Genomic DNA, 19208 nt, shown 5'->3' on the forward strand with positions numbered 1-19208 from the left:
GTGGGGATCGAGAGCGATCAGGTCGTCTACGAGTATCTGAGCCGCGTCGGGGACGTCGCTCAGCAACGCCAGCTGTCCTCGGCCACGCGGATGCGTCTGGTCGCGGAGCTGCGCAACGAGATCGACCGGCGCCGCGCGAAGGCCGCCGTGGACAGTCCCGCCGCCGTCCGCCGCATCATCGACGGGCTCGGCAGCCCCGACGACGTCGTCGCGTCCGCGGGCGGCTCCGGCGGGGGCGGCACGCGGGCGGCGGCCCCGGCCGTGCCCGCGCAGCGTGAACCGGAGGCGGAACAGGCACGCCCGAGGGGCCTGCGCAAGGTCGTACCGCGGCCGCGTCCGTCGCAGCGGCCGGCGGGCCCCGCGCCGTCCGACGGCCCGTCCCCGCCGCACCTGGCGAGCGCCGACGAGCTCGGCGGCCCGGTGGCCGGCTCCGAGTGGTGGCGCCCGGAGCAGGGCCCGTTGGGGATGGGTGACGACGTGCCCGGTTTCATGGGCGGGGTGGAGATCCCGGAGCTGCTCAAGCCCCCGCCGGCGAGGGAATCCGCCGACGCGGAGCCCGCGCCCGAGACGGCCGGTGCCGCCGCACCGGTGGAGGCGGCCGAGCCGGAGGCGCCCGCCGGGCGCCGGCGTTTCGCGCTGCCCCCGTTGCTGGCGGGCCGGAGCAATCCGCTGCTGCTGCTCGCGGCCGGGCTGCTGGTGGTCGGCGCGGTCCTGGGCAACTGGTACGCGCTGCTGCTCGGCTGGGTCATCGCCTACGCCTCCCGCCGGCTGACCGCCGCGGAGTCCAAGTGGGCCGTCGTCGGCATGCCCGGACTGGCGCTCGCCGCCTGGGTGGTCTGGCTGTGGGGTCGTACCGACGACCGCTGGGGCACCCCCATCGCCGAGGGCCACATGAACGACGCGGTCTCCCAGACCTGGCCGTGGGTGGTGCGGGCCGCGGCCGTGCTGTCGGCGCTGTTCCTGGTGTGGCGCTCGCAGCGGCGGACGTAGTCGCGCTCGCCGCCACGGGCACCGGAGATGGTTGTACGTCACACGGGTCCGGGGTCTCGCGGCCCCGCCCCCTGGGCACAATGGCCCGTATGACCTCTCGCCCGCTGACCGTCGGCTTCGACCTCGACATGACCCTCATCGACTCCCGCCCCGGCATCCGCGCCTGCTACCTGGAGCTTTCCGAGCGGACGGGAACGTACATCGACGCCGACCTGGCGGTCACGCGGCTCGGTCCGCCGCTCGCGGAAGAGCTGGTCAACTGGTTCCCGGCCGAGCGCGTGGAGGCGGCGGGGGATCTGTACCGGGAGCTGTACCCGGCGATCGCCGTCTCCGCCACGCCCGCGCTGACCGGCGCCCGCGAGGCGATCGAGGCCGTGCGGCAGGACGGCGGCCGGGCGATCGTCGTCACCGCCAAGTACGAGCCGAACGCCAAGCTGCACCTGGAGCACCTGGGCATCGAGCCGGACGCGGTGATCGGCGACCTGTGGGCCGAGCGGAAGGCCGAGGCGCTGCGCGAGTACGGCGCCCGGGTGTACGTCGGCGATCACGTCGGGGACGTACGGGGCGCCCGCGCGGCCGGCGCCCTGTCGGTGGCGGTGGCCACCGGACCGTGCGACGAGGGGGAACTGCGGGCGGCGGGCGCGGACGTCGTGCTCGCGGATCTGACCGTGTTCCCGGACTGGCTCGCGGCCAACCGCACGCTTTTCGGCCGCTACCGTGAGTCGCCGCGCGCCTGACGGCGACCCGCCGCGATCGACCGGAGCACGCCCGCACCGGCGATCAGGAAGCCGACGCCCATGAGCATGCTCAGTCCGAACATGTAGGTCGGGAAGGGCTTCGTGCCGAGGAACAGCGGCACCAACGTCACCGCGGTGGCCAACGCACCGACGAAGAAGACGATGGCACCTGCACGGACCAGCCGGTCGCCGGCTGTGGCGGAATTCGTTCGGGTATTGTCACGCACGCCACCAAGGATAGTTCCTGGTGCGCGGGCACCGAGAGGCCCGGTTGACCGTGGAGCGGGCGTCGGCGGGGCGGTCGGCAACGGTGGACGACCCCGGCATATTCGAACCGGACCGGAGTTTTGCCGTAAGAAGGAATGATTTCGCAATCGCTCCGGGCAAAGCTCTCTTTAGCGATATGCCCACGCTGAACGTCTACTTGCCTTGATGGAGAATTACCCGGCAGTTCCATTGATGGCCGGACGATCACCTGCCATGGTGGCGCGCGATGCGCTGCGAAATTCGGCCAGTCCCGGTGGGGTAATGGCGAGGGGTGTCGACTTCGCGCCGGCGTGAAGTGAGGAGACCGTTGACCGCGGTCTTGAGAATGCCTTCCTGGTGTGGTTAACAGTTAAACAACTGCTCATTTCGCGCACGCTCCGTCGGGAAGGGGATCCAGCGGTGCACTTGCTCCGTCGGCGGGATCGGCGGACCTGACGGGATCGCGCACGACTTGCGTTCAAATCAAGCCAAGAGGCGCGGCAACTTGCCTCGCGGCCGGACGAGAGATGAGACACGGTTTTCAGGATTCTTGGCCCACTCCGGGTCCAGGGAAACGCCGAGATGGCATCGCCGGTGCGGCGTGCGATTCTGACCGCCTTCCCGCTTCGGTCCGGGCAGCCCATAGGGATCACCGAACTGGCCGAAAGATTATGGGACGACCCGCCGACTTCGGCCGCGGCGAACATTCGGAGCCATCTCACCGCCCTGCGCCGTGACCTCGACGAGGCCCGGCCGGGTCTGAGCTGCCGGGTGCGGACCTACCGGGGCGGCCAGAGCGGCTACGGGCTGGCGGTCACGCCCGACGAGTTCGACCTGGCGCAGTTCACGCTGGCCGCACGGCGTGGCCGGAATCTGCTGCTGCGCGGTGACGCGGAGCCGGCGGCCGAGGTCCTGGAGGGAGCCCTGGCCTGGTGGCGCGGCCCGTTCGGCCAGGACCTCCCGCCGACGCGGTGGTTCAACGCCCACGTCGCGGGCGTCAACAACGCGCGCTTCGACGCCTACCAGGACCTGTTCACCAACTGCATCCTCGCCCGTCGCACCGAGACGCTCTCCTATCGGATCGAGAGCATCATCGCCGAGGCGCCCTACCGCCAGCGGCTGTGGGAGCTCCTGGCCGCGGTGCATTGCATCGACGGGACGCGGCCAGCGCCCTCAGCGCGATCAAGCGCTGCCAGACCCTGTTCGCCGAGGACCTGGGCCTCGACCTGCCGCCCAACGTCGAGGCGATGCGGGCGGCGGCCCTCAGCTGGAACAGCGAGGACGCCCTCCGCCTGGTGGCGGCCCCCACGCTGGTCGCCGACAACGGCGAGCGGACGGACCCCGCGGGCCACGGTTTTGCGCTGTCGTAGGGCGTCCGGGCCACGCCCGCAGTGGCCGGCGGCGCACTCGCGGCCGGCCACCCGCGCCGGAGGATCTCGCGGGCGGCGAACCGTTTCGGACACCTGACGCCCCTTCTCGCTGCCGCACTGTCAGGACACCCTGCGCGGGGCGGGTGTCGAGGTGTCCGGAGGTCCCGGCCGGGAGAGCGCGGTCAAGCTGTCGACGGCGGTGTGTTCAAGGTGGTTCTCAATGCCCGGCCGGTGGCGCGGGGCGTCGCCGCGTGGGCCGTTCGGGTGTCGTCACCGTCCGCGAATACGGGTTGCCGGAGCCGCCCCCTCATGTGCTGAGATATCCCCTGCCTCCCTCGCCCCCGAGCGAGCGCGCCCACGCCGATCGGCCAGGTTCGGCCGACTGGAGTGGGCGGGCTTGACGGCGGGTAAAGAGGTGGGGAGGCTTCGGGACAACGGCAGGCACGAGCGAGCGCTAGATAGCCTGACCTGCGGCAACTGTGGTTCGGCTGACCGGTGAGATGGGGTGCGTGCTTTGCCTACCGGCAAGGTCAAATGGTTCAACGCTGAGAAGGGCTTCGGCTTCCTCTCCCGCGACGACGGCGGCGACGTGTTCGTCCATTCCTCGGTGCTCCCTGCCGGAGTGGACATGCTCAAGCCGGGGCAGCGGGTGGAGTTCGGGGTGGTCGCCGGCCAGCGCGGCGACCAGGCCCTCTCCGTGACGCTCCTGGATCCGACCCCGTCGGTCGCCGCCGCCCAGCGCAAGAAGCCGGACGAGCTGGCGTCCATCGTGCAGGACCTGACCACCCTCCTGGAGGGCGTCGCGCAGACCCTGGAGCGCGGCCGCTACCCCGACAAGACGTCCGGCAAGAACGTCGCCGGACTGCTGCGCGCGGTCGCCGACCAGCTGGACGTATGACCCGACGGGGCTGACAGGGCCGGGCCCTGCCGTCGGATTCCCGCCTGCCGTGCGACGCCTGGCACGACAGGACCTAGGGGAAAGCGAGCGCGTCCGGGCCGAGGGGCGGTACGAGCCCCTCGGCCGCCGCACGCGTGAGCAGCCCGCGGACCGCCGCGTAGCCGGCCTCGCCGAGGCCGGCGGTGAACTCGTTGACGTACAGCCCGATGTGCTGGTCGGCGACGGCCGGGTCCATCTCCTGGGCGTGCTCCATGACGTACGGCCGGGAGGCCTGCGGGTCGTCCCAGGCCGCGCGCACCGACGCGCGGATCGAGTCGGCGAGCCGCGTCAGCGTCCGTTCGCCCAGCGCCCGCCGGGCGATGATCGCGCCGAGCGGGATCGGCAGCCCGGTGGTGCGCTCCCAGTGCTCGCCCATGTCGGCGAGCTTGTGCAGGCCGTAGTTGCGGTAGGTGAACCGCGCCTCGTGGATCACCAGACCGGCGTCGACCTTCCCGTCCCGCACGGCCGGCATGATCTCGTGGAACGGCATGACCACGATCTCGCCCACCCTGCCGGGGACGACGTCCGCGGCCCACAGGCGGAACAGCAGGTACGCCGTCGACTTCTCGCTCGGCACCGCGACCGTACGGCCCGTCAGGTCGGCGTCCGGCTCCTTGGTGAGCACCAGGGGCCCGCAGCCCCGGCCCAGCGCGCCGCCGCACGGCAGCAGCGCGTACTCGCCGAGGACGTACGGCAGCACCGCGTAGGACACCTTCAGCACGTCCAGCTCGCCGCGCTCGGCCATGCCGTTGGTGACGTCGATGTCCGCGAAGGTGACGTCGAGCGCGGGCGCGTCGGGGACGCGGCCGTGGGCGAGCGCGTCGAAGACGAAGGTGTCGTTGGGGCAGGGGGAGTAGGCGATCCGCAGTCGGCTGCTGTCAGGGCTCATGCAATCTTCCAACTCGTGAGGACGGGCGCGAGCTTCCCGAAGCCCTCGGTCAGGGCGGTCAGGGCGTCGCCGATGCGCCAGGCGGCGCGGTCGCGCGGGCCGACGGGGTTGGAGACCGCGCGCACCTCCAGCACCGGGACGCGGTGCGCGGCGGCCGCCTCGGCGACTCCGAACCCCTCCATGGCCTCGGCCAGGGCGCCCGGGTGACGGGCGCGCAGGGCGTCGGCGCGGGCGGCGGTGCCGGTCACCGTGGAGACGGTCAGCACCGTGCCGGTACGGGCCGGGGCGGCGGCCGCGATCGCCCGTACGAGCGCTTCGGGCGGACGGTGGGTGACGGTGCCGAAGCCGAGCTCGGTCACCGGCAGGAATCCGTCGCCGGTCTCGGCGCCCAGGTCGGCGGCGGTGATCTCGTCGGCGACGACGAGCGAGCCGACGGGCGCGTGGGGCGCGAAGCCGCCGGCGATACCGGCCGAGACGACGAGGTCGTAGGGGGCGCCGGCGAGCGCGGCGGCGGTCAGGGCGGAGGCGGTGGTCGCGGCGGCGAGGGCGGGGCCGACGCCGGCGGCGATCAGGTCGACGGCGAGGGGTCCGGGGACCCGGTGGAGGGTCGCTCCGGGCAGCGCCGACAGCGGCTCTTCACGCGCCGGCCCGGCGAACGCCCGTGCCACCGCGTCCCGTTCGACGGGGACGGCGGTGGCGACGAGGACGCGTGGCGCGGACGTGGTCAGGAGTCCTTCGTGAGCTTGAAGGACCACAGACCCCGCACGTCCTTCTCACCCTCCTTGATGGAGACCAGCGTCGAGTTGCCGCTGGCGCCGTACTGGGCGTTGAAGAAGACGCTGCCCGGGATCGTGCGGTAGGTCTTGGTGCTGGAGTCGGTCAGCGGCTGACCGTTCATCAGGATGGTCCAGCCCGTGTCCGCGATCTTCGGGTCGACCCCGAAGCGCACGGTCTCGTCCGGGTCGACCTTGATCGTCTTGATGTCCTTGGACTTGAGGCACTTGGCCAGGTCCGCGGTCTTGATCGCGTTGCCGTCGTTGTAGCAGTTGGCTTCCGAGCTCACCGAGGAGCTGCCGACGGTGATCGTGGACAGGGGGGTCGGCTTGGAACAGGCCGACAGGACGAGCAGTCCGGCGGAAACGGCGCCGGCAGCGGCGACGGCGCGGCGGCGTCGCACGGCGGAATGCAGCGTGGTCATGGCCGAAGGCTATCGGGCCCGCCCGCCTGCCCGCCCACGCGGGGGTGCGGGCGTGGCAGACGGCCCCGTACTGCGCCTCACGCCACCCGGGGCCGCGTGGTGCCCCCGTGCCGGGCCGAGGCCAGCAGACCGCGGACGGTGGGCAGCCAGCCGGCGGCCACGAGCCCGGCGCCCACCGACAGGCCCAGCACGCCGTTGAGCGGCAGCACGATGCCGATCGCGCCGCCGAGCACCCAGGCCACCTGGAGCAGTGTCTCGGAGCGGGCGAACGCCGACGTTCGCACCGGTTCGGGCACGTCCCGCTGGATCAGCGCGTCCAGGGACAGCTTGGCCAGTGCCTGCCCGAAGCCGGCGATCGCGGCCAGGCAGGCCACCAGGAAGGCGCCGAAGAAGACCGCGGCCGTGACCGCCGCGCCCAGCACGATGGCGACGACGGTGACGATGATGATCTCGGGCGCGCGCGATCTCAGCCAGGCCCCGACCGCCGTGCCCAGGGCGTTGCCGGCGCCCGCCGCGACGCCCACGATGCCCAGCGAGACCGCCGCGCTCTCACCGGTCAGCGGGTGCTCACGGAGCAGGAAGGCGAGGAAGAAGATCAGGAACCCGGACAGGCAGCGCAGCGCGGCGTTCGCGGCGAGGGCGTGTGTGACGGCCGTGCCGACGGTGCGCAGGCCGGGACGCTTCAGCGGCTTGCGGCGCGGACCGCGCAGGTGCTGCTCGTCCGCGGCCAGCAGCGCCCGGTCCTCGCCCTTGGCCGAGTCGACCTTGGGCGGCAGGGCGAACGACAGGAACGTTCCCGCGACGAAGATCACGAAGGCGCCGTAGAGCGGCCAGCGCGCGCCGAGGGCCTGGAGGCCCGCGCCGATGGGCGCGGCCACACCGGTGGCGAGCAGCCCGCCGAGGGTGACCCGTGAGTTCGCCTTGACCAGGGAGAACCGGGGCGGCAGCAGCCGGGGTACGACGGCGCTTCTGACCACGCCGTACGCCTTGGAGGCGACCAGCACGCCGAGCGCCGCCGGGTACAGCTCCAGGCTGCCGCTGGCGGCGGCGCCCGCGATGATCAGCGCGAGCAGGGCGCGGGCCAGCATCGCGGCGGCCATCGCGGCGCGGCGGCCGTGCGGGAGGCGGTCGAGGAGGGGGCCGATCACGGGGGCGAGGACCGTGAAGGGGGCCATGGTGATGGCGAGGTACAGCGCGACGCGGCCGCGGGCCTCGTCGGTGGGGACGGAGAAGAAGACGGTGGAGGCGAGCGCCACCGTGATCATCACGTCGCCCGCGCCGTTCACCGCGTGCAGTTCGATCAGCCGGCCGAGCCCGGACTCGCCGGCGCCGTGGGCGTTGGTCGCCCTGCGGATGCCGCGGACCGTTCCGGTCACGGGCAGATGCAGGGCACGCCCGACCGCGCGGACGGACCCGCCGAACCGGCCCGAACCGCTGCCCCGGCTGCTCCCCTTGACCCCCTTGTCCCCACCGACGCCGGTGGTTCCCGGGGGCGTCCTCGCGGCTGCCACCCCGTCATACTGCCCCGGAAACGGCACCGGTAGCGCCATGGCGGCGCGGATGCGACCAACCAGACACCCCTAAGGCACCCACCCGGCCCCGACAGTCCCCACCCTCGACACCTTGACGCGACCACGCTTGCGGGGCGGGGTGTTTTCGGACCCGGACCCGGACCCGGACCCGGACCCGGACCCGGACCCGGTCGCGCTGGCGGTGGCGGGGTTGGTTTCGGGTCCCGGACCCGGTCGCGCTGCGGCGGCCTGGGCCGGTGGACTGCCTTGGCCGCGCGCCGGGCGTCTCAGGGGATGGTCCGGCTGCGGCTGTCCCCGGCGTGCTTGGTGCCGGACCCGGTCGCGGCCGGTCTCGGGGCGGGCTCGGCGCTGGTGCCGTGGTCCCTGCGGCGGCCGGTCTCCGGGCGTGGTCGGGAACGGGCTCGTGGCTCCGGTGGCGGGTTTGTCGCGGCGTGGGCCGGTGTCGGCGTGGGCGGGAAAGTTCTGGTGCGGCGCGGTGAAGACAACGTCGGTGTAGGCCGAGCGGCGACGAGAAGGTAGCGTGCGTAGCGCGCCGTGGCGAACGTTCTCGACCGCGCGCCTTACGGGCATACCGCAGAATGGATGACGTAGGTGCGCCCGAGCGCGAACGGGCGCGGACGTCGACGCGGTCCCAGGGTCCGCTCCGTCCGCCCCGCCGCCTTCAGGCCGGCGCACCCGAAAGACGGCGTAGGAGAGAAGCGATACCTGTGAGCGCAGCGACCACGCGAAGCCGCACCCCCGACCGCCTGTGCGCCGAGGCCGTCGACCTCGCCCGGGCCGCGGCCGAGGAGGCGGCCGCGCCCGGTGTCGTCGGCGAGCACGCGGGAGTGCTCTCCGAGGGCGACCGGGTCGTCACGCACTTCTTCGAGTGCAAGGAGTTCGGATACCGGGGCTGGCGCTGGGCCGTCACCGTGGTCCGTGCGTCGCGCGCCAAGATCGTCACCCTGGACGAGGTCGTCCTGCTGCCCGGCCCGGACGCGCTGCTCGCGCCCGAGTGGGTGCCGTGGAGCGAGCGCCTGCGCCCGGGCGACATGGGCCCCGGCGACCTGCTGCCCACCGACGCCGAGGACCTCCGCCTGGAGGCCGGCTACTCCGGCGAGGACGAGCCCGTGCCGAACGCCGCGGTCTCCCAGGAGATGGCCGAACTGGCGGAGGCGGAGGACGCCGAGGTCACGGCGGGCCCGCCGAGGAACCTGTCCACCGTCCCGTCCCGCGGCTCGATCTCCGCGCTCGCCCAGGAACTGGGCATGCGCCGCGCCCGCGTCCTGTCCCGCTACGGCCTGCACGTCGCCGCCGACCGCTGGGAGGAGGGCTTCGGCGCGAAGACGCCGATGGCCCAGGCGGCCCCGGCGGCCTGCGTGAGCTGCGGCTTCCTGGTGCCGATCGGCGGTTCGCTGGGCCAGGCCTTCGGCGTGTGCGCCAACGAGTTCTCCCCGGCCGACGGCCATGTGGTCTCCCTGACGTACGGCTGCGGCGGCCACTCCGAGGCCGCGGTGATGCCCAAGCCGCCGCAGCCGCCCCCGCCGGTGATCGACGAGACGAGGGTGGACCCCTTCCCGCTGCGTCCGGCCCAGGACTCCGGCTCGGTGCCGGTGACCGGGGACGACGCGACCGCCGAGCTGGGGCACTCCTAGGACCTGCCCCGCGACCGGTCCGGACCGGTCCGTCCGTCCGTCGGGCGAATGGCCTCTCCCACGCGCGGTACCTTCGTCGTCACGCCGATGAGGAGAGTGAACGTGAGCATGTTGGTGCAGCCGTCCGCCGGAGGCGATCCGTTCGGGACCGCGCGCCTGCGGCGCGGTGTGCTGGACGCCTGGGCCACCAGCCCGGCCCGGTTCCGTGAGGACGCCAACGCGGAGGAAGACCTCGTCCTCGGCGGCTACCGGGACCGGCTCGTCGTAGAGCTGGCGCAGAACGCCGCCGACGCCGCCGCCCGCGCGGGCGTGGCCGGCCGGCTGCGGCTCACCCTGCGCGACGACGTGCTGCTCGCCGCCAACACCGGCGCCCCGCTCGACGCGGCCGGCGTGGAGTCGCTGGCCACGCTCCGGGCCTCCGCCAAGCGCGACGCCCGCGACAGCACAGTCGGCCGCTTCGGCGTCGGCTTCGCCGCCGTCCTCGCCGTCACCGACGAGCCCGCAGTCGTCGGCCGGCACGGCGGTGTCCGCTGGTCGCTGGCCGAGGCCCGCGCGCTGGCGGAGGACACCGCCCGGCACAGCCCCGGCCTCGGCGACGAGATCCGCCGCCGCGAAGGACACGTACCGCTGCTGCGGCTGCCGTTCGCCGCCGAGGGCACCGCGCCCGACCCCTACGACACGGTCGTCATCCTGCGGCTGCGCGACGCGGCCGCCGCCGACCTCGCCGAACGCCTCCTGCACGCCGTCGACGACGCCCTGCTCCTCGCCCTGCCCGGGCTGGAGGAGGTGGTCATCGAGATCGGCGACACCGCGCCGCGCACCCTGCGCCGCAGCACCGAGGGCGCCCTGACGGTCGTGGAGGACACCCTCCCCCACTCTCGGCTTCGCTCGAGCGGGGGGACCCTCACCGGCACGACCCGCTGGCGTACCGCGGGCGCGCACGGTCCGCTCACCCCCGAACTCCTCGCCGACCGCCCGGTGGAGGAACGCCTGCGCCCGCACTGGTCGGTCACCTGGGCCGTCCCCGTGGACGCCGACGGCACCCCGGCCGGCCCCCGCACCAGCCCCGTCGTCCACGCCCCCACCCCCAGCGACGAACCCCTCGGCGTGCCGGCCCTGCTCATCGCCTCGTTCCCGCTGGACAGCACCCGCCGCCACGCCGCGCCCGGCCCGCTCACCGACTTCCTCGTGCAGCGCGCGGCCGACGCCTACGCCGAACTCCTCGCCGACTGGCGTCCGGTGACCGAGGGCGTCATCGGCCTCGTGCCCGGCCCGCTGGGCAAGGGCGAACTGGACGGCGCGCTGCGGCAGGCCATTCTCGACCGGCTGCCGCGCACCTCCTTCCTGCCGCCCGCGGCCGTAGCCGCCGCCGACCAGGACCACGACTCCGACCTGCCCGAATCCCTCCGCCCCCGGGACGCCGAGGTGGTCGAGGGCGCGGGCGCCGACACCGTGCGCGTGCTCGCCGAGGTGCTGCCCACCCTGCTGCCCGCCGGACTCGAACGGCGCGTGGAGCTGCGCACGCTGGGCGTGGCCCGCCTGCCGCTGACCGACGCAGTCGACCGGCTGGCCGGCCTGGAGAAGGAGCCCGGCTGGTGGCGGCGGCTGTACGACAGCCTCACGGGCGTCGACCCCGACCGCCTCTCCGGGCTGCCGGTGCCGCTGGCCGACAGCCGTACGACCATCGGGCCCCGGCAGGTCCTGCTGCCCGTGGCCGGTGCCGCCCTCACCGACCCGGAGGTGCTGGCCCGGCTCGGTCTGAAGGTCGCGCACCCGGACGCCGTGCATCCCCTCCTGGAGAAGCTCGGCGCCCTGCCCGCGACGCCGCGCGCCGTGCTCACGACCCCGCAGGTGCGGGCCGCCGTCGCCGCCTCCCTCGACGAGGACACCGGCGGATGGGACGAGGACACCCCGGACGCCGAGGAACTCGCCGACACCGTCCTCGCGCTGGTCAGGGAGGCCGGACTCGAACCCGGCGAGGAGCCCTGGCTCGGCGCGCTCGCCCTGCCCGACGAGGACGGCGAACTCGCCCCAGCCGGTGAACTCGTCCTGCCCGGCGGCCCGTTCGCCCGTCTCATGCGCGAGGGCGAACTCCCGGCCGTGGACGCCGAGCTGGCCGGGAAGTGGGGCGAGCAGCCGCTCGCCGCGTGCGGTGTGCTCGCGAACTTCGCCCTGGTGCGGGCCACGGACGTCGTCCTCGACCCGGACGAACTCGATCCGCGTGACGGGGACTTCCCCGAGCCGGACGACCCCGGGCTGCTCGACGCGGTCGACGTGTGGTGCGAGGACCTGCTCGACCGGTTCCCGGACACGCCCGTGCCGCCGGTCGCCACCGAGATCGTCGCCGTGCGCGACCTGGACCTCGTCGACGACGACCAGTGGCCCCAGGCCCTCGCGCTGCTCGCCCGGCCACCGCTGCGGGACGCGCTCACCCAGCCGGTGCGGATCCTGCTGCCCGACGGCACCCACGAGATCGTCCGGCCGTACACCGCCTGGTGGCTGCGCGGGCACCCGGTGCTCGGCGGGCGCCGCCCGGCCGGCCTGCGCGCCGCCGGGTCCGACCCGCTGCTGCGCGGCCTGTACGAGGAGGCCGAGGCCACCGGCTTCGACGACGAGCAGGTGCTGCGGGCACTCGGCGTGCGCACGAGCGTCGCCGCCCTGCTGGAGGAACCGGGCGGCGCCGCGGAGTTGCTGGAACGGCTCGCCGACCCGGAGCGTCCCGTGACGTCCGCCCAACTGCACGCCCTGTACGGCGCGCTGGCCGAGCTCGACCCGGAGCAGGTGACGCTGCCGGACGAGGTGCGGGCCGTGGTCGACGGCCGGGTGGAGGTCGTGGACGCCGCCGACGCCGTGGTGTGCGACTCCCCGGACCTGCTGCCCTTCACCGAGGGTGTCCCGCTGCTGCCCGTACGGCCCACGCTGGCCGACGAGTTGGCCGAGCTGTTCCAGGTGCGGCGGCTGAGCGAGTCCGTCACCGGCGGGATCGACTCCGAGGGCACCGAGCACGACGTACCGGAGCCGGTGCGGGTGCTGCTCGGCCCGCGCACCCCGCGCACCTACGTCGAGCACGAGGAACTGGTCGTCGACGGAACCGCGCTGGACTGGCGGCTGACCTCCGACGGCGTCCTGCACGCCGCCACCCTGGAGGGCGTGGCCGCCGGTCTCGCCTGGGCGTCGGGCCAGTGGCCGCGCCGCTTCGAGGTCGCGGCACTCCTGGAGGACCCGTCCCGGACGGAGGAACTGGCCCGGGACCGCTGGTTCGACTGAGACGCCTCCGCCGCGCGGCCGCGCCGTGACAAAGCGGACGGTTCCCCGCGGCGGGTTGCGCCACCTCGAACCCAGACCCGTATACCAAATAGTCGCGCTTCCCGTGGGACACTGGGGGCATGGCAGGGTCTGGGGAGTTCCAGCCGGAGTCCGAGCGGGTCACGCGGCAACTCCGGGACGACATTCTCGATGGTGTTCGCAAGCCCGGGAGCAAGCTCGTCGAGCGCGAGCTGGCGGCGCAGATGGGCGTGAGCAGGGTGCCCGTCCGCGACGCTCTGCGCGTGCTCGTCGCCGAGGGTCTGGTCACGCCGAGGCCACGCACATGGGCGGTCGTCCGGGAGTTCACGTCGTCGGACATCGCGGATCTGAACGAGGTCCGCGGGGCCCTGGAGGCCCTGACCTTCCGGCTCGCCGCTCAACGGCGCCACCGCGCCGGCCTCGACCGGCTCCGCTCCAACCTGCAGGAAGAGCTGAAGGCCGCCTGTGCGGGGGACGGCGTACGCGCCCGGCGGGCGGCGGCGGACTTTCATGAGACCGTCACGTCGATGGCCGCCAACGAGCTGCTGAGCGAGCTGGAGAGCACCTTCCGCAGCCGGATGCGATGGCTGCTGGGACAGCACGACGACCTCATGGCGATCGCGCGGGAGCACGAGGCCCTCTACGCCGCGATCGCGGACCGGAACGTCGCGCTCGTCGACGAACTGGTCGCCAAGCACCTGGAGAACAGCCGGCACGCGATCGTCGCCCATCAGCGGTGAGCCGCGCGGCCGGACGACCAAGGTCCAGCCCTCGCGTTTCGGTATACCATTTTTGAATGGCTGATCTGATACTGACCAATGTCCGACCCTGGGGCATGAAGGCCGTCGACATCGTCGTCTCCGGTGGGGAGATCCGCGATCTGCTACCCGCCGGTGCCGCGAGCGAACCCGGCGAGCGGGTGGACGGCGGCGGGCTGCTCGCCCTGCCCGGCTTCGTCAACGCACATGCCCACGTGGACAAGAGCTGGTGGGGCAGGCCGTGGGTGTCCTACGGCGGCGAGCCGACCACGCTGGGCCGGATCGCGCACGAACGAGCCGAGCGGGACGCGCTCGGCATTCCCAGCGTGGCCAACAGCCTCACGGTGCTGAGGGAGTTCCTGCGGCACGGCGTCACCGCGGTGCGCAGCCACGTCGACGTCGACCTCGGGGTCGGCCTGCGGGGGATCGACGCCGTCCGCGAGGCGGTGGACGCGCTCGGCGGCGCGATCGACGTGGAGATCGTCGCGTTCCCGCAGGACGGGGTGGTCCGCCGCCCCGGTGTCCTGGAGCTGCTGGACCAGGCGGCGGCGAACGGTGCGGCCAGTGTCGGCGGACTCGATCCGGCGGCGATCGACCGCGATCCGGTGAAGCAGCTCGACGGGCTGTTCGGCATCGCCGAGCGGCGCGGGGTCGGTATCGACATCCACCTGCACGACGGGGGCGCGTTGGGCGCCTTCCAGTTCGAGCTCATCGCCGACCGCACTCGCCGCGCGGGGTTGCGGGGGAAGGTCAACGTCTCCCATGGCTTCGCCCTCGGGGAGCTGCCTCCGGAGCGGCAGGCCGATCTGCTCGACGAGCTGGCCGAGGCAGGCATCTCCTGGTCGACGGTCGCCCCGGTGCGCATGGCGCCACTGCCCTGGCGCGGGATGCGGGACCGCGGGATGCCGGTGGGTCTTGGCACCGACGGGATCCGCGACCTGTGGTCGCCGTTCGGCGACGGCGATCTGCTGCGCGTGGCCCTGGACTTCGCGCGGCTGCACGGTATGCGGACCGACGAGGACCTCGCCTACGCGGTGGAACTCGCCACCACCCGCGCGGCGGGCTTCGTGCACCGGGGCGTCCACGACCTCGCGGCGGGCGCACCCGCGGACGTCGTGCTGATCGACGCCGAGAACGTGCAGGACGCCCTGATGCGGGCCCCCCGGCGTGAACTCGTGATGTCCGGCGGACGCGTGGTGGTCCGGGGCGGCGAGCTGCTGGTCTAGGACGGCGGGTCCGGACGTGTTGCCCTGAGAGGTTCCCACCTCTCAGGGCGATGACGTGCGCGGGCTCAGCGGCGGACGAGGGCCAGCTGGTCGGCGACGACGGCGCCGTCGTGCAGGACGGTGCGGTCGGTGCCGCGGTCCATCACCGCGCTGGCCGGCGTCTCGCCGTCGACCAGCAGCAGGTCGGCACGGTCGCCGACGGCCAGACCGGGCCGGTCGGCGACCCCGGCCGGCCGGGCGACGTCGTGGCTCATGATCGAGGCGCCGCCGACGGTCGCGACCGCCAGCGACATCTCGATCAGCTCGTCACGGCGGAAGTTGTTGGTGAAGGCGAGCTGCCAGGTGCGGTCGAGCATGTCGCAGTTGCCGTAGGGGCTCCAGTAGTCGCGCTGCCCGTCCTCGCCCAGACCCACCCGGACGCCCGCCTCGGTCAGCGCCACCAGCGACAGCTGCCCGCGGTCCGGCGGCGCCACGGTGGCCATCGCGACGTCCAGCTCGGCGAAGTCGTCGATGATGCGGCGGCTCACCGATTCGGAGATCGAACCCAGCTCGTAGGCGTGGGACATCGTGACCTTGCCCTGCATGCCCAGCGCCCGGGTGCGCTCCAGCACCAGATCGGTGGAGAACACCCCGAGATGACCCGGCTCGTGCAGATGGATGTCCACCTCGACCTGGTACTTCTCGGCCAGCCCGAACACGACGTCCAGGTGCCCCTTGGGATCCCGGTCGAGGGAACAGGGATCGATGCCGCCGATCACCTCGGCGCCCGACTTCAGCGAGGCCTCCAGGTAGTCGACGGTGCCCTTCTCGCGGAGGATGCCCGCCTGCGGGAACGTCATGATCTGGACGTCGGCCCGCCCGGCGAACCGCTCCTTGGCGGCCACCACGGCATCGAACTTCTCCAGCTTGCAGTCCACGTCCACCTGGGCGTACGACCGCACCCGGGTGGTTCCGCGGGCGATCATCCGCTCCAGCGTGCCGGCCACCCGCTCCTCGAGGGGAACCTCCGCGGTACGCCAGTTCCGCCGGTCGTTGAGCATCATCGTCCAGACTCCCGGGCCGCCGGTGTGCGGCCGGAACGGCAGGCCGATCCGGGTGGAGTCCAGGTGCACGTGCACGTCGCTGAACGACGGCAGCAACAGCCGGCCGCGACCCTCCACCACCTCACCGGCCGGCCGCGCTGACGGGTCGTGCGGGCGGATCGCCGCGATGCGATCGCCGGACAGCTCGACGTCGCTGCGCTCGCCACCCCACGGGCGGACGTCACGGATCAACACGGTTGTCACCTCTCTGTTGCGCGGTTCTGTCGCGCGGTACGGCGGTTCACAGGACGCGGCACGATTCCCCCGGGCGTCGCGGCCAGGGCCTCGGCGGCGACGTCGGTGTGATGGCAGGCGATGTCGCCGCTCGGCACGCTGCCGGTGCACAGCTCCCGGCGCCGCGGGTCCAGCCGCGGATGCACCGGACAACGGGACTGGAAGACGCAGCCGCGCGGCGGGTCGGCCGGGCTGGGCAGGTCGCCGGACAGCCGGATCCGCCCGCTGCGGTCGGCCGCCGGGTCAGGTTGCGGGACGGCGGACAGCAGCGCCCGCGTGTACGGGTGCCGCGGAGCGCCGAACACCTCTTCGGTGTCGCCCTGTTCCATGATCCGGCCCAGGTACATGACCGCGATGCGGTCGGCGAAGTGCTTGACCACGGACAGGTCGTGGGCGATGAAGAGATACGCCACCCCGGTGTCCCGCTGGATGTCCTCCAGCAGATTGATCACCTGGGCCTGCACCGAGACGTCCAGCGCGGACACCGGTTCGTCGCAGATGATCAGCTGCGGGTCCAGGGCGAGCGCGCGGGCGATGCCCACGCGCTGCTTCTGGCCGCCGGAGAACTCGTGCGGGAAGCGGTTGTAGTGGTCGGGCCGCAGACCCACCCGGTCCATGAGGTCCCGCACCTTCGCCTTGACGCCGCCGGGCGGCGTGATGCGCTGGGCCAGCAGCGGTGCGGCGATCGCACTGCCCACGGACTGGCGCGGGTTGAGCGAGGACGACGGGTTCTGGAACACCATCTGCACCCGGCGCCGGTACTCCTGGAGGTCCGACCGGCGCAGTTCGGAGATCTCCCGGCCGTCGAGCCTGATGCTCCCGGACGAGGGCTCCAGGAGTCGCATGAGCAGCCGGCCGGTGGTCGACTTGCCGCAGCCGGACTCTCCCACCAGCCCCAGGGTCTGCCCGGCCTCGACCGAGAAACCGACCCCGTCGACGGCTTTGATCACGCCGCCGGCGGACCGGAAGGCGCCGGAACGGATCGGGAAGTGTTTGGTGAGGTCGGTGACCTCCAGCAGCGGCGTCATCGGACCACCTCTCCGGCCGGTTCCAGGGTCTGAAGATGGCACCGCGACGGGTGCCCGGCAGGGCCGGTCAGCGTCGGCCTGTGGGTGCCGCAGGCGCCGTCGGGCACCAGGTGCGTCTTCGGGCAGCGGTCCGCGAACAGGCAGCCCTCGGGCAGGGCCAGCAGCGACGGCGGGAAGCCCGGGATCGGGCTGAGCCGCTCGGACCTCCCCGCCAGCGACGGCATGGAAGCGAGCAGCCCCTGGGTGTAGGGGTGCCGCGGCTCGCTGAACAGGTCGGCGACGGTCGCCTGCTCCACGCACACCCCGCCGTACATCACCACGACCTGGTGGCAGACCTCGGCGACCACGCCGAGGTCGTGGGTCACCAGGATCACCGAGGACCCGGTCTCGGCCTGGAGCTCGTTCAGCAGATCGAGGATCTGGGCCTGCACGGTGACGTCGAGCGCGGTGGTGGGCTCGTCGGCGATCAGCAGCTCGGGTTCGCAGACCAGCGCCATGGCGATCATCGCGCGTTGCCGCATGCCGCCGGAGAACTCGTGCGGGTACGCCGAGTAACGGCGCCTGGGGTCGGGAATCCCGACCCGGCCGAGCATGTCGACGGCGACCGCCGCCGCGGCCTTCTTGGACACGGCGTTGTGCACCCGGTAGGCCTCGGCGATCTGCGCCCCGACGGGATAGAACGGGTGCATCGCCGACAGCGGGTCCTGGAAGATCATCGCGATCTTCTTGCCGCGGTAGGCGCGCATCTGCGCCTCGGTCAGCGGGTTGAGGTCCTTCCCGTCCAGGAGGATCTGCCCGGTGACCGTGGCGGAGGTGTCCTTGAGCAGCCCCATCAGCGCCTGGCTCGTGACGGTCTTGCCGGAGCCGGATTCGCCGACGATGCCGACGGTTTCCCCGCGCGCCAGGGTCAGGTCCATCCCGTTGACCGCGTGCACCACGCCGTCGTCGGTCGGAAAGCTCACCCGCAGATCGCGGATGTCCAGCATGGGCGCGGCTTTGGGCGCGGCTTTGGGCGTGGTCATCAGGCAACCCTCACTCGCGGGTCGATCACGGCGTAGGTGGCGTCGACCACGACGTTGGCGACGATGATGAAGAACGCGGCCATCATGGTGATGGCCATGGTGACCGGAAGGTCGCCGGCCTGGGCGGCGTGCACCGCGGTGAATCCGACGCCCGGCACCGAGAAGATCTGCTCGGTGAGCACGGCGCCGCCCAGCAGGGTGCCGATGTCAAGACCGAGCATGGTGACCACCGGAGTGATGCCGGCCCGCGCACCGTGCTTGAACACGATGATCCGCCGGGACAGGCCCTTCGAGCGCGCGGTGCGCATGAAGTCCTCGCCGAAGGTCTCCAGCATGTTGCCGCGGGTGACCCTGATGTACTGCGCGCTGAACAGCACCGCCAGCGCCACCCAGGGCAGCAGGTAGTTCAGGAACCAGCCGCCCGGACCCGCGGCGCCGAACGGTGAGGTGATCGCGTTGGTGGTGAACGGCAGCAGGTGCACCGTGCTGACGAAGAACAGCAGCAGCAGCAGGCCGGTCACCGGGATGGGCAGGGACACCCCGACCGAGGCGGCGCCGACGATGAGCTTGTCGGTGAACCGGCCCTTGCGCAGCGCCGCCAGCAGGCCGAGACCGACGCCGACGACGCTCCACAGCACGATCGCGCCGCTGGCCACCGACAGGGTGTAGGGCAGGGCCCGCCCGATGATCGCGGTGACGTCCTCGTTGGTCTGGAACGACTTGCCCAGACACGGCCAGGAGCACAGCGCCTCGCTGCCCGGCGCGCCGACCGTGCGGCTGCCGACCAGGCCCGACATGTAGTCGAAGTACTGGGTGAGGAAGGGCTTGTCCATCCCGAGCGCGACCCGGGCCTCGGCGATGCGCTGCGGAGTGCACTCCTGACCGCAGGCCGCCGCGGCCGGGTCCGCCGGGCCCAGTTGGAACAGGCTGAACGTCACGAAGCTGATGACGAACAACAGCAGGATCATCGCGACGAATCGCCGCGTCAGGAATCTGGTCATGGGCGCGACCCGTCGGCTCGGGATGGACTCACCGTTTCT

At 72.8% G+C, this 19208-nt stretch carries 17 protein-coding genes and 1 pseudogene; 9 read left to right on the forward strand and 9 right to left on the reverse strand.

Annotated elements, in window-relative coordinates:
• The gene (locus ACWC91_RS12720; RefSeq protein ID WP_450640325.1) at nt 1–990 is read left to right on the forward strand and encodes a hypothetical protein; all 990 of its coding nucleotides are present in this window, start codon (nt 1–3) and stop codon (nt 988–990) included.
• A gap of 89 nt (nt 991–1079) precedes the next feature.
• Nucleotides 1080–1727, forward strand: coding sequence for an HAD family hydrolase (locus ACWC91_RS12725; RefSeq protein ID WP_225074595.1), 648 nt, complete (start codon nt 1080–1082; stop codon nt 1725–1727).
• Here the strand turns inward: ACWC91_RS12725 and ACWC91_RS12730 are convergent.
• On the reverse strand, nt 1703–1954 hold the full coding sequence (locus ACWC91_RS12730) for a hypothetical protein (RefSeq protein ID WP_225074596.1): 252 nt from the start codon (nt 1952–1954) through the stop codon (nt 1703–1705). The two genes, ACWC91_RS12725 and ACWC91_RS12730, sit on opposite strands and share 25 nt — an antisense overlap.
• A 601-nt stretch (nt 1955–2555) precedes the next feature.
• Here ACWC91_RS12730 and ACWC91_RS12735 point away from each other — a divergent pair.
• The 3 genes and pseudogenes from ACWC91_RS12735 to ACWC91_RS12745 form a co-directional block, all read left to right on the forward strand.
• Nucleotides 2556–3053 (forward strand): annotated as a pseudogene (locus tag ACWC91_RS12735) (AfsR/SARP family transcriptional regulator); the annotation flags it as partial.
• 65 nt (nt 3054–3118) lie between these two features.
• Entirely contained in the window at nt 3119–3343 is a 225-nt protein-coding gene (locus ACWC91_RS12740; protein WP_450640366.1) for a hypothetical protein, read from the forward strand.
• Between the two features lie 514 nt (nt 3344–3857).
• Nucleotides 3858–4241, forward strand: coding sequence for a cold-shock protein (locus ACWC91_RS12745; RefSeq protein WP_141360163.1), 384 nt, complete (start codon nt 3858–3860; stop codon nt 4239–4241).
• Between the two features lie 73 nt (nt 4242–4314).
• Here the strand turns inward: ACWC91_RS12745 and ACWC91_RS12750 are convergent, their stop codons facing one another.
• From ACWC91_RS12750 to ACWC91_RS12765, 4 genes are all read right to left on the reverse strand, one after another.
• The gene (locus ACWC91_RS12750; protein ID WP_450640328.1) at nt 4315–5169 is read right to left on the reverse strand and encodes a 1,4-dihydroxy-6-naphthoate synthase; all 855 of its coding nucleotides are present in this window, start codon (nt 5167–5169) and stop codon (nt 4315–4317) included.
• Nucleotides 5166–5924 (reverse strand): futalosine hydrolase, encoded by a 759-nt coding sequence (locus ACWC91_RS12755; RefSeq protein ID WP_225074598.1) that lies wholly within the window; start codon nt 5922–5924, stop codon nt 5166–5168. The genes ACWC91_RS12750 and ACWC91_RS12755 overlap by 4 nt, the downstream gene beginning before the upstream one ends.
• Nucleotides 5894–6367 (reverse strand): DUF2771 domain-containing protein, encoded by a 474-nt coding sequence (locus tag ACWC91_RS12760; protein WP_225074599.1) that lies wholly within the window; start codon nt 6365–6367, stop codon nt 5894–5896. Before ACWC91_RS12760 ends, ACWC91_RS12755 begins: the two co-directional genes overlap by 31 nt.
• A 77-nt stretch (nt 6368–6444) precedes the next feature.
• A complete protein-coding gene (locus ACWC91_RS12765; protein WP_141360166.1) occupies nt 6445–7878 on the reverse strand; it encodes an MFS transporter in 1434 nt (477 codons plus the stop codon).
• A 728-nt stretch (nt 7879–8606) separates the two neighbouring features.
• Between ACWC91_RS12765 and ACWC91_RS12770 the strand changes: the two genes are divergently transcribed.
• The 4 genes from ACWC91_RS12770 (at nt 8607) to ACWC91_RS12785 (ending at nt 14802) form a co-directional block, all read left to right on the forward strand.
• Entirely contained in the window at nt 8607–9533 is a 927-nt protein-coding gene (locus ACWC91_RS12770) for a DUF3027 domain-containing protein (protein WP_450640330.1), read from the forward strand.
• Between the two features lie 102 nt (nt 9534–9635).
• Nucleotides 9636–12800, forward strand: coding sequence for a sacsin N-terminal ATP-binding-like domain-containing protein (locus ACWC91_RS12775; protein WP_281156858.1), 3165 nt, complete (start codon nt 9636–9638; stop codon nt 12798–12800).
• A 119-nt stretch (nt 12801–12919) separates the two neighbouring features.
• Nucleotides 12920–13558, forward strand: coding sequence for a GntR family transcriptional regulator (locus ACWC91_RS12780; RefSeq protein WP_225074602.1), 639 nt, complete (start codon nt 12920–12922; stop codon nt 13556–13558).
• A 56-nt stretch (nt 13559–13614) separates the two neighbouring features.
• Nucleotides 13615–14802 carry an amidohydrolase gene (locus tag ACWC91_RS12785; protein WP_225074603.1) on the forward strand — a complete coding sequence of 396 codons (1188 nt, stop codon included), beginning with the start codon at nt 13615–13617 and terminating at the stop codon, nt 14800–14802.
• Nucleotides 14803–14867: 65 nt separating this feature from the next.
• Here ACWC91_RS12785 and ACWC91_RS12790 read toward each other — a convergent pair whose 3' ends face one another.
• The 4 genes from ACWC91_RS12790 to ACWC91_RS12805 are packed head-to-tail and all read right to left on the reverse strand — an operon-like array spanning nt 14868 to nt 19169.
• On the reverse strand, nt 14868–16079 hold the full coding sequence (locus ACWC91_RS12790; protein ID WP_450640333.1) for an amidohydrolase: 1212 nt from the start codon (nt 16077–16079) through the stop codon (nt 14868–14870).
• A 5-nt stretch (nt 16080–16084) separates the two neighbouring features.
• Complete coding sequence (locus ACWC91_RS12795; RefSeq protein ID WP_450640334.1) at nt 16085–17146, reverse strand: ABC transporter ATP-binding protein; 1062 nt, start codon at nt 17144–17146, stop codon at nt 16085–16087.
• On the reverse strand, nt 17143–18168 hold the full coding sequence (locus ACWC91_RS12800) for an ABC transporter ATP-binding protein (RefSeq protein WP_225074606.1): 1026 nt from the start codon (nt 18166–18168) through the stop codon (nt 17143–17145). The genes ACWC91_RS12795 and ACWC91_RS12800 overlap by 4 nt, the downstream gene beginning before the upstream one ends.
• Nucleotides 18168–19169 carry an ABC transporter permease gene (locus ACWC91_RS12805; protein WP_225074607.1) on the reverse strand — a complete coding sequence of 334 codons (1002 nt, stop codon included), beginning with the start codon at nt 19167–19169 and terminating at the stop codon, nt 18168–18170. The genes ACWC91_RS12800 and ACWC91_RS12805 overlap by 1 nt, the downstream gene beginning before the upstream one ends.
• Nucleotides 19170–19208 lie beyond the last annotated feature (39 nt).

The organism is Streptomyces sp. NPDC001204 (assembly GCF_053598035.1).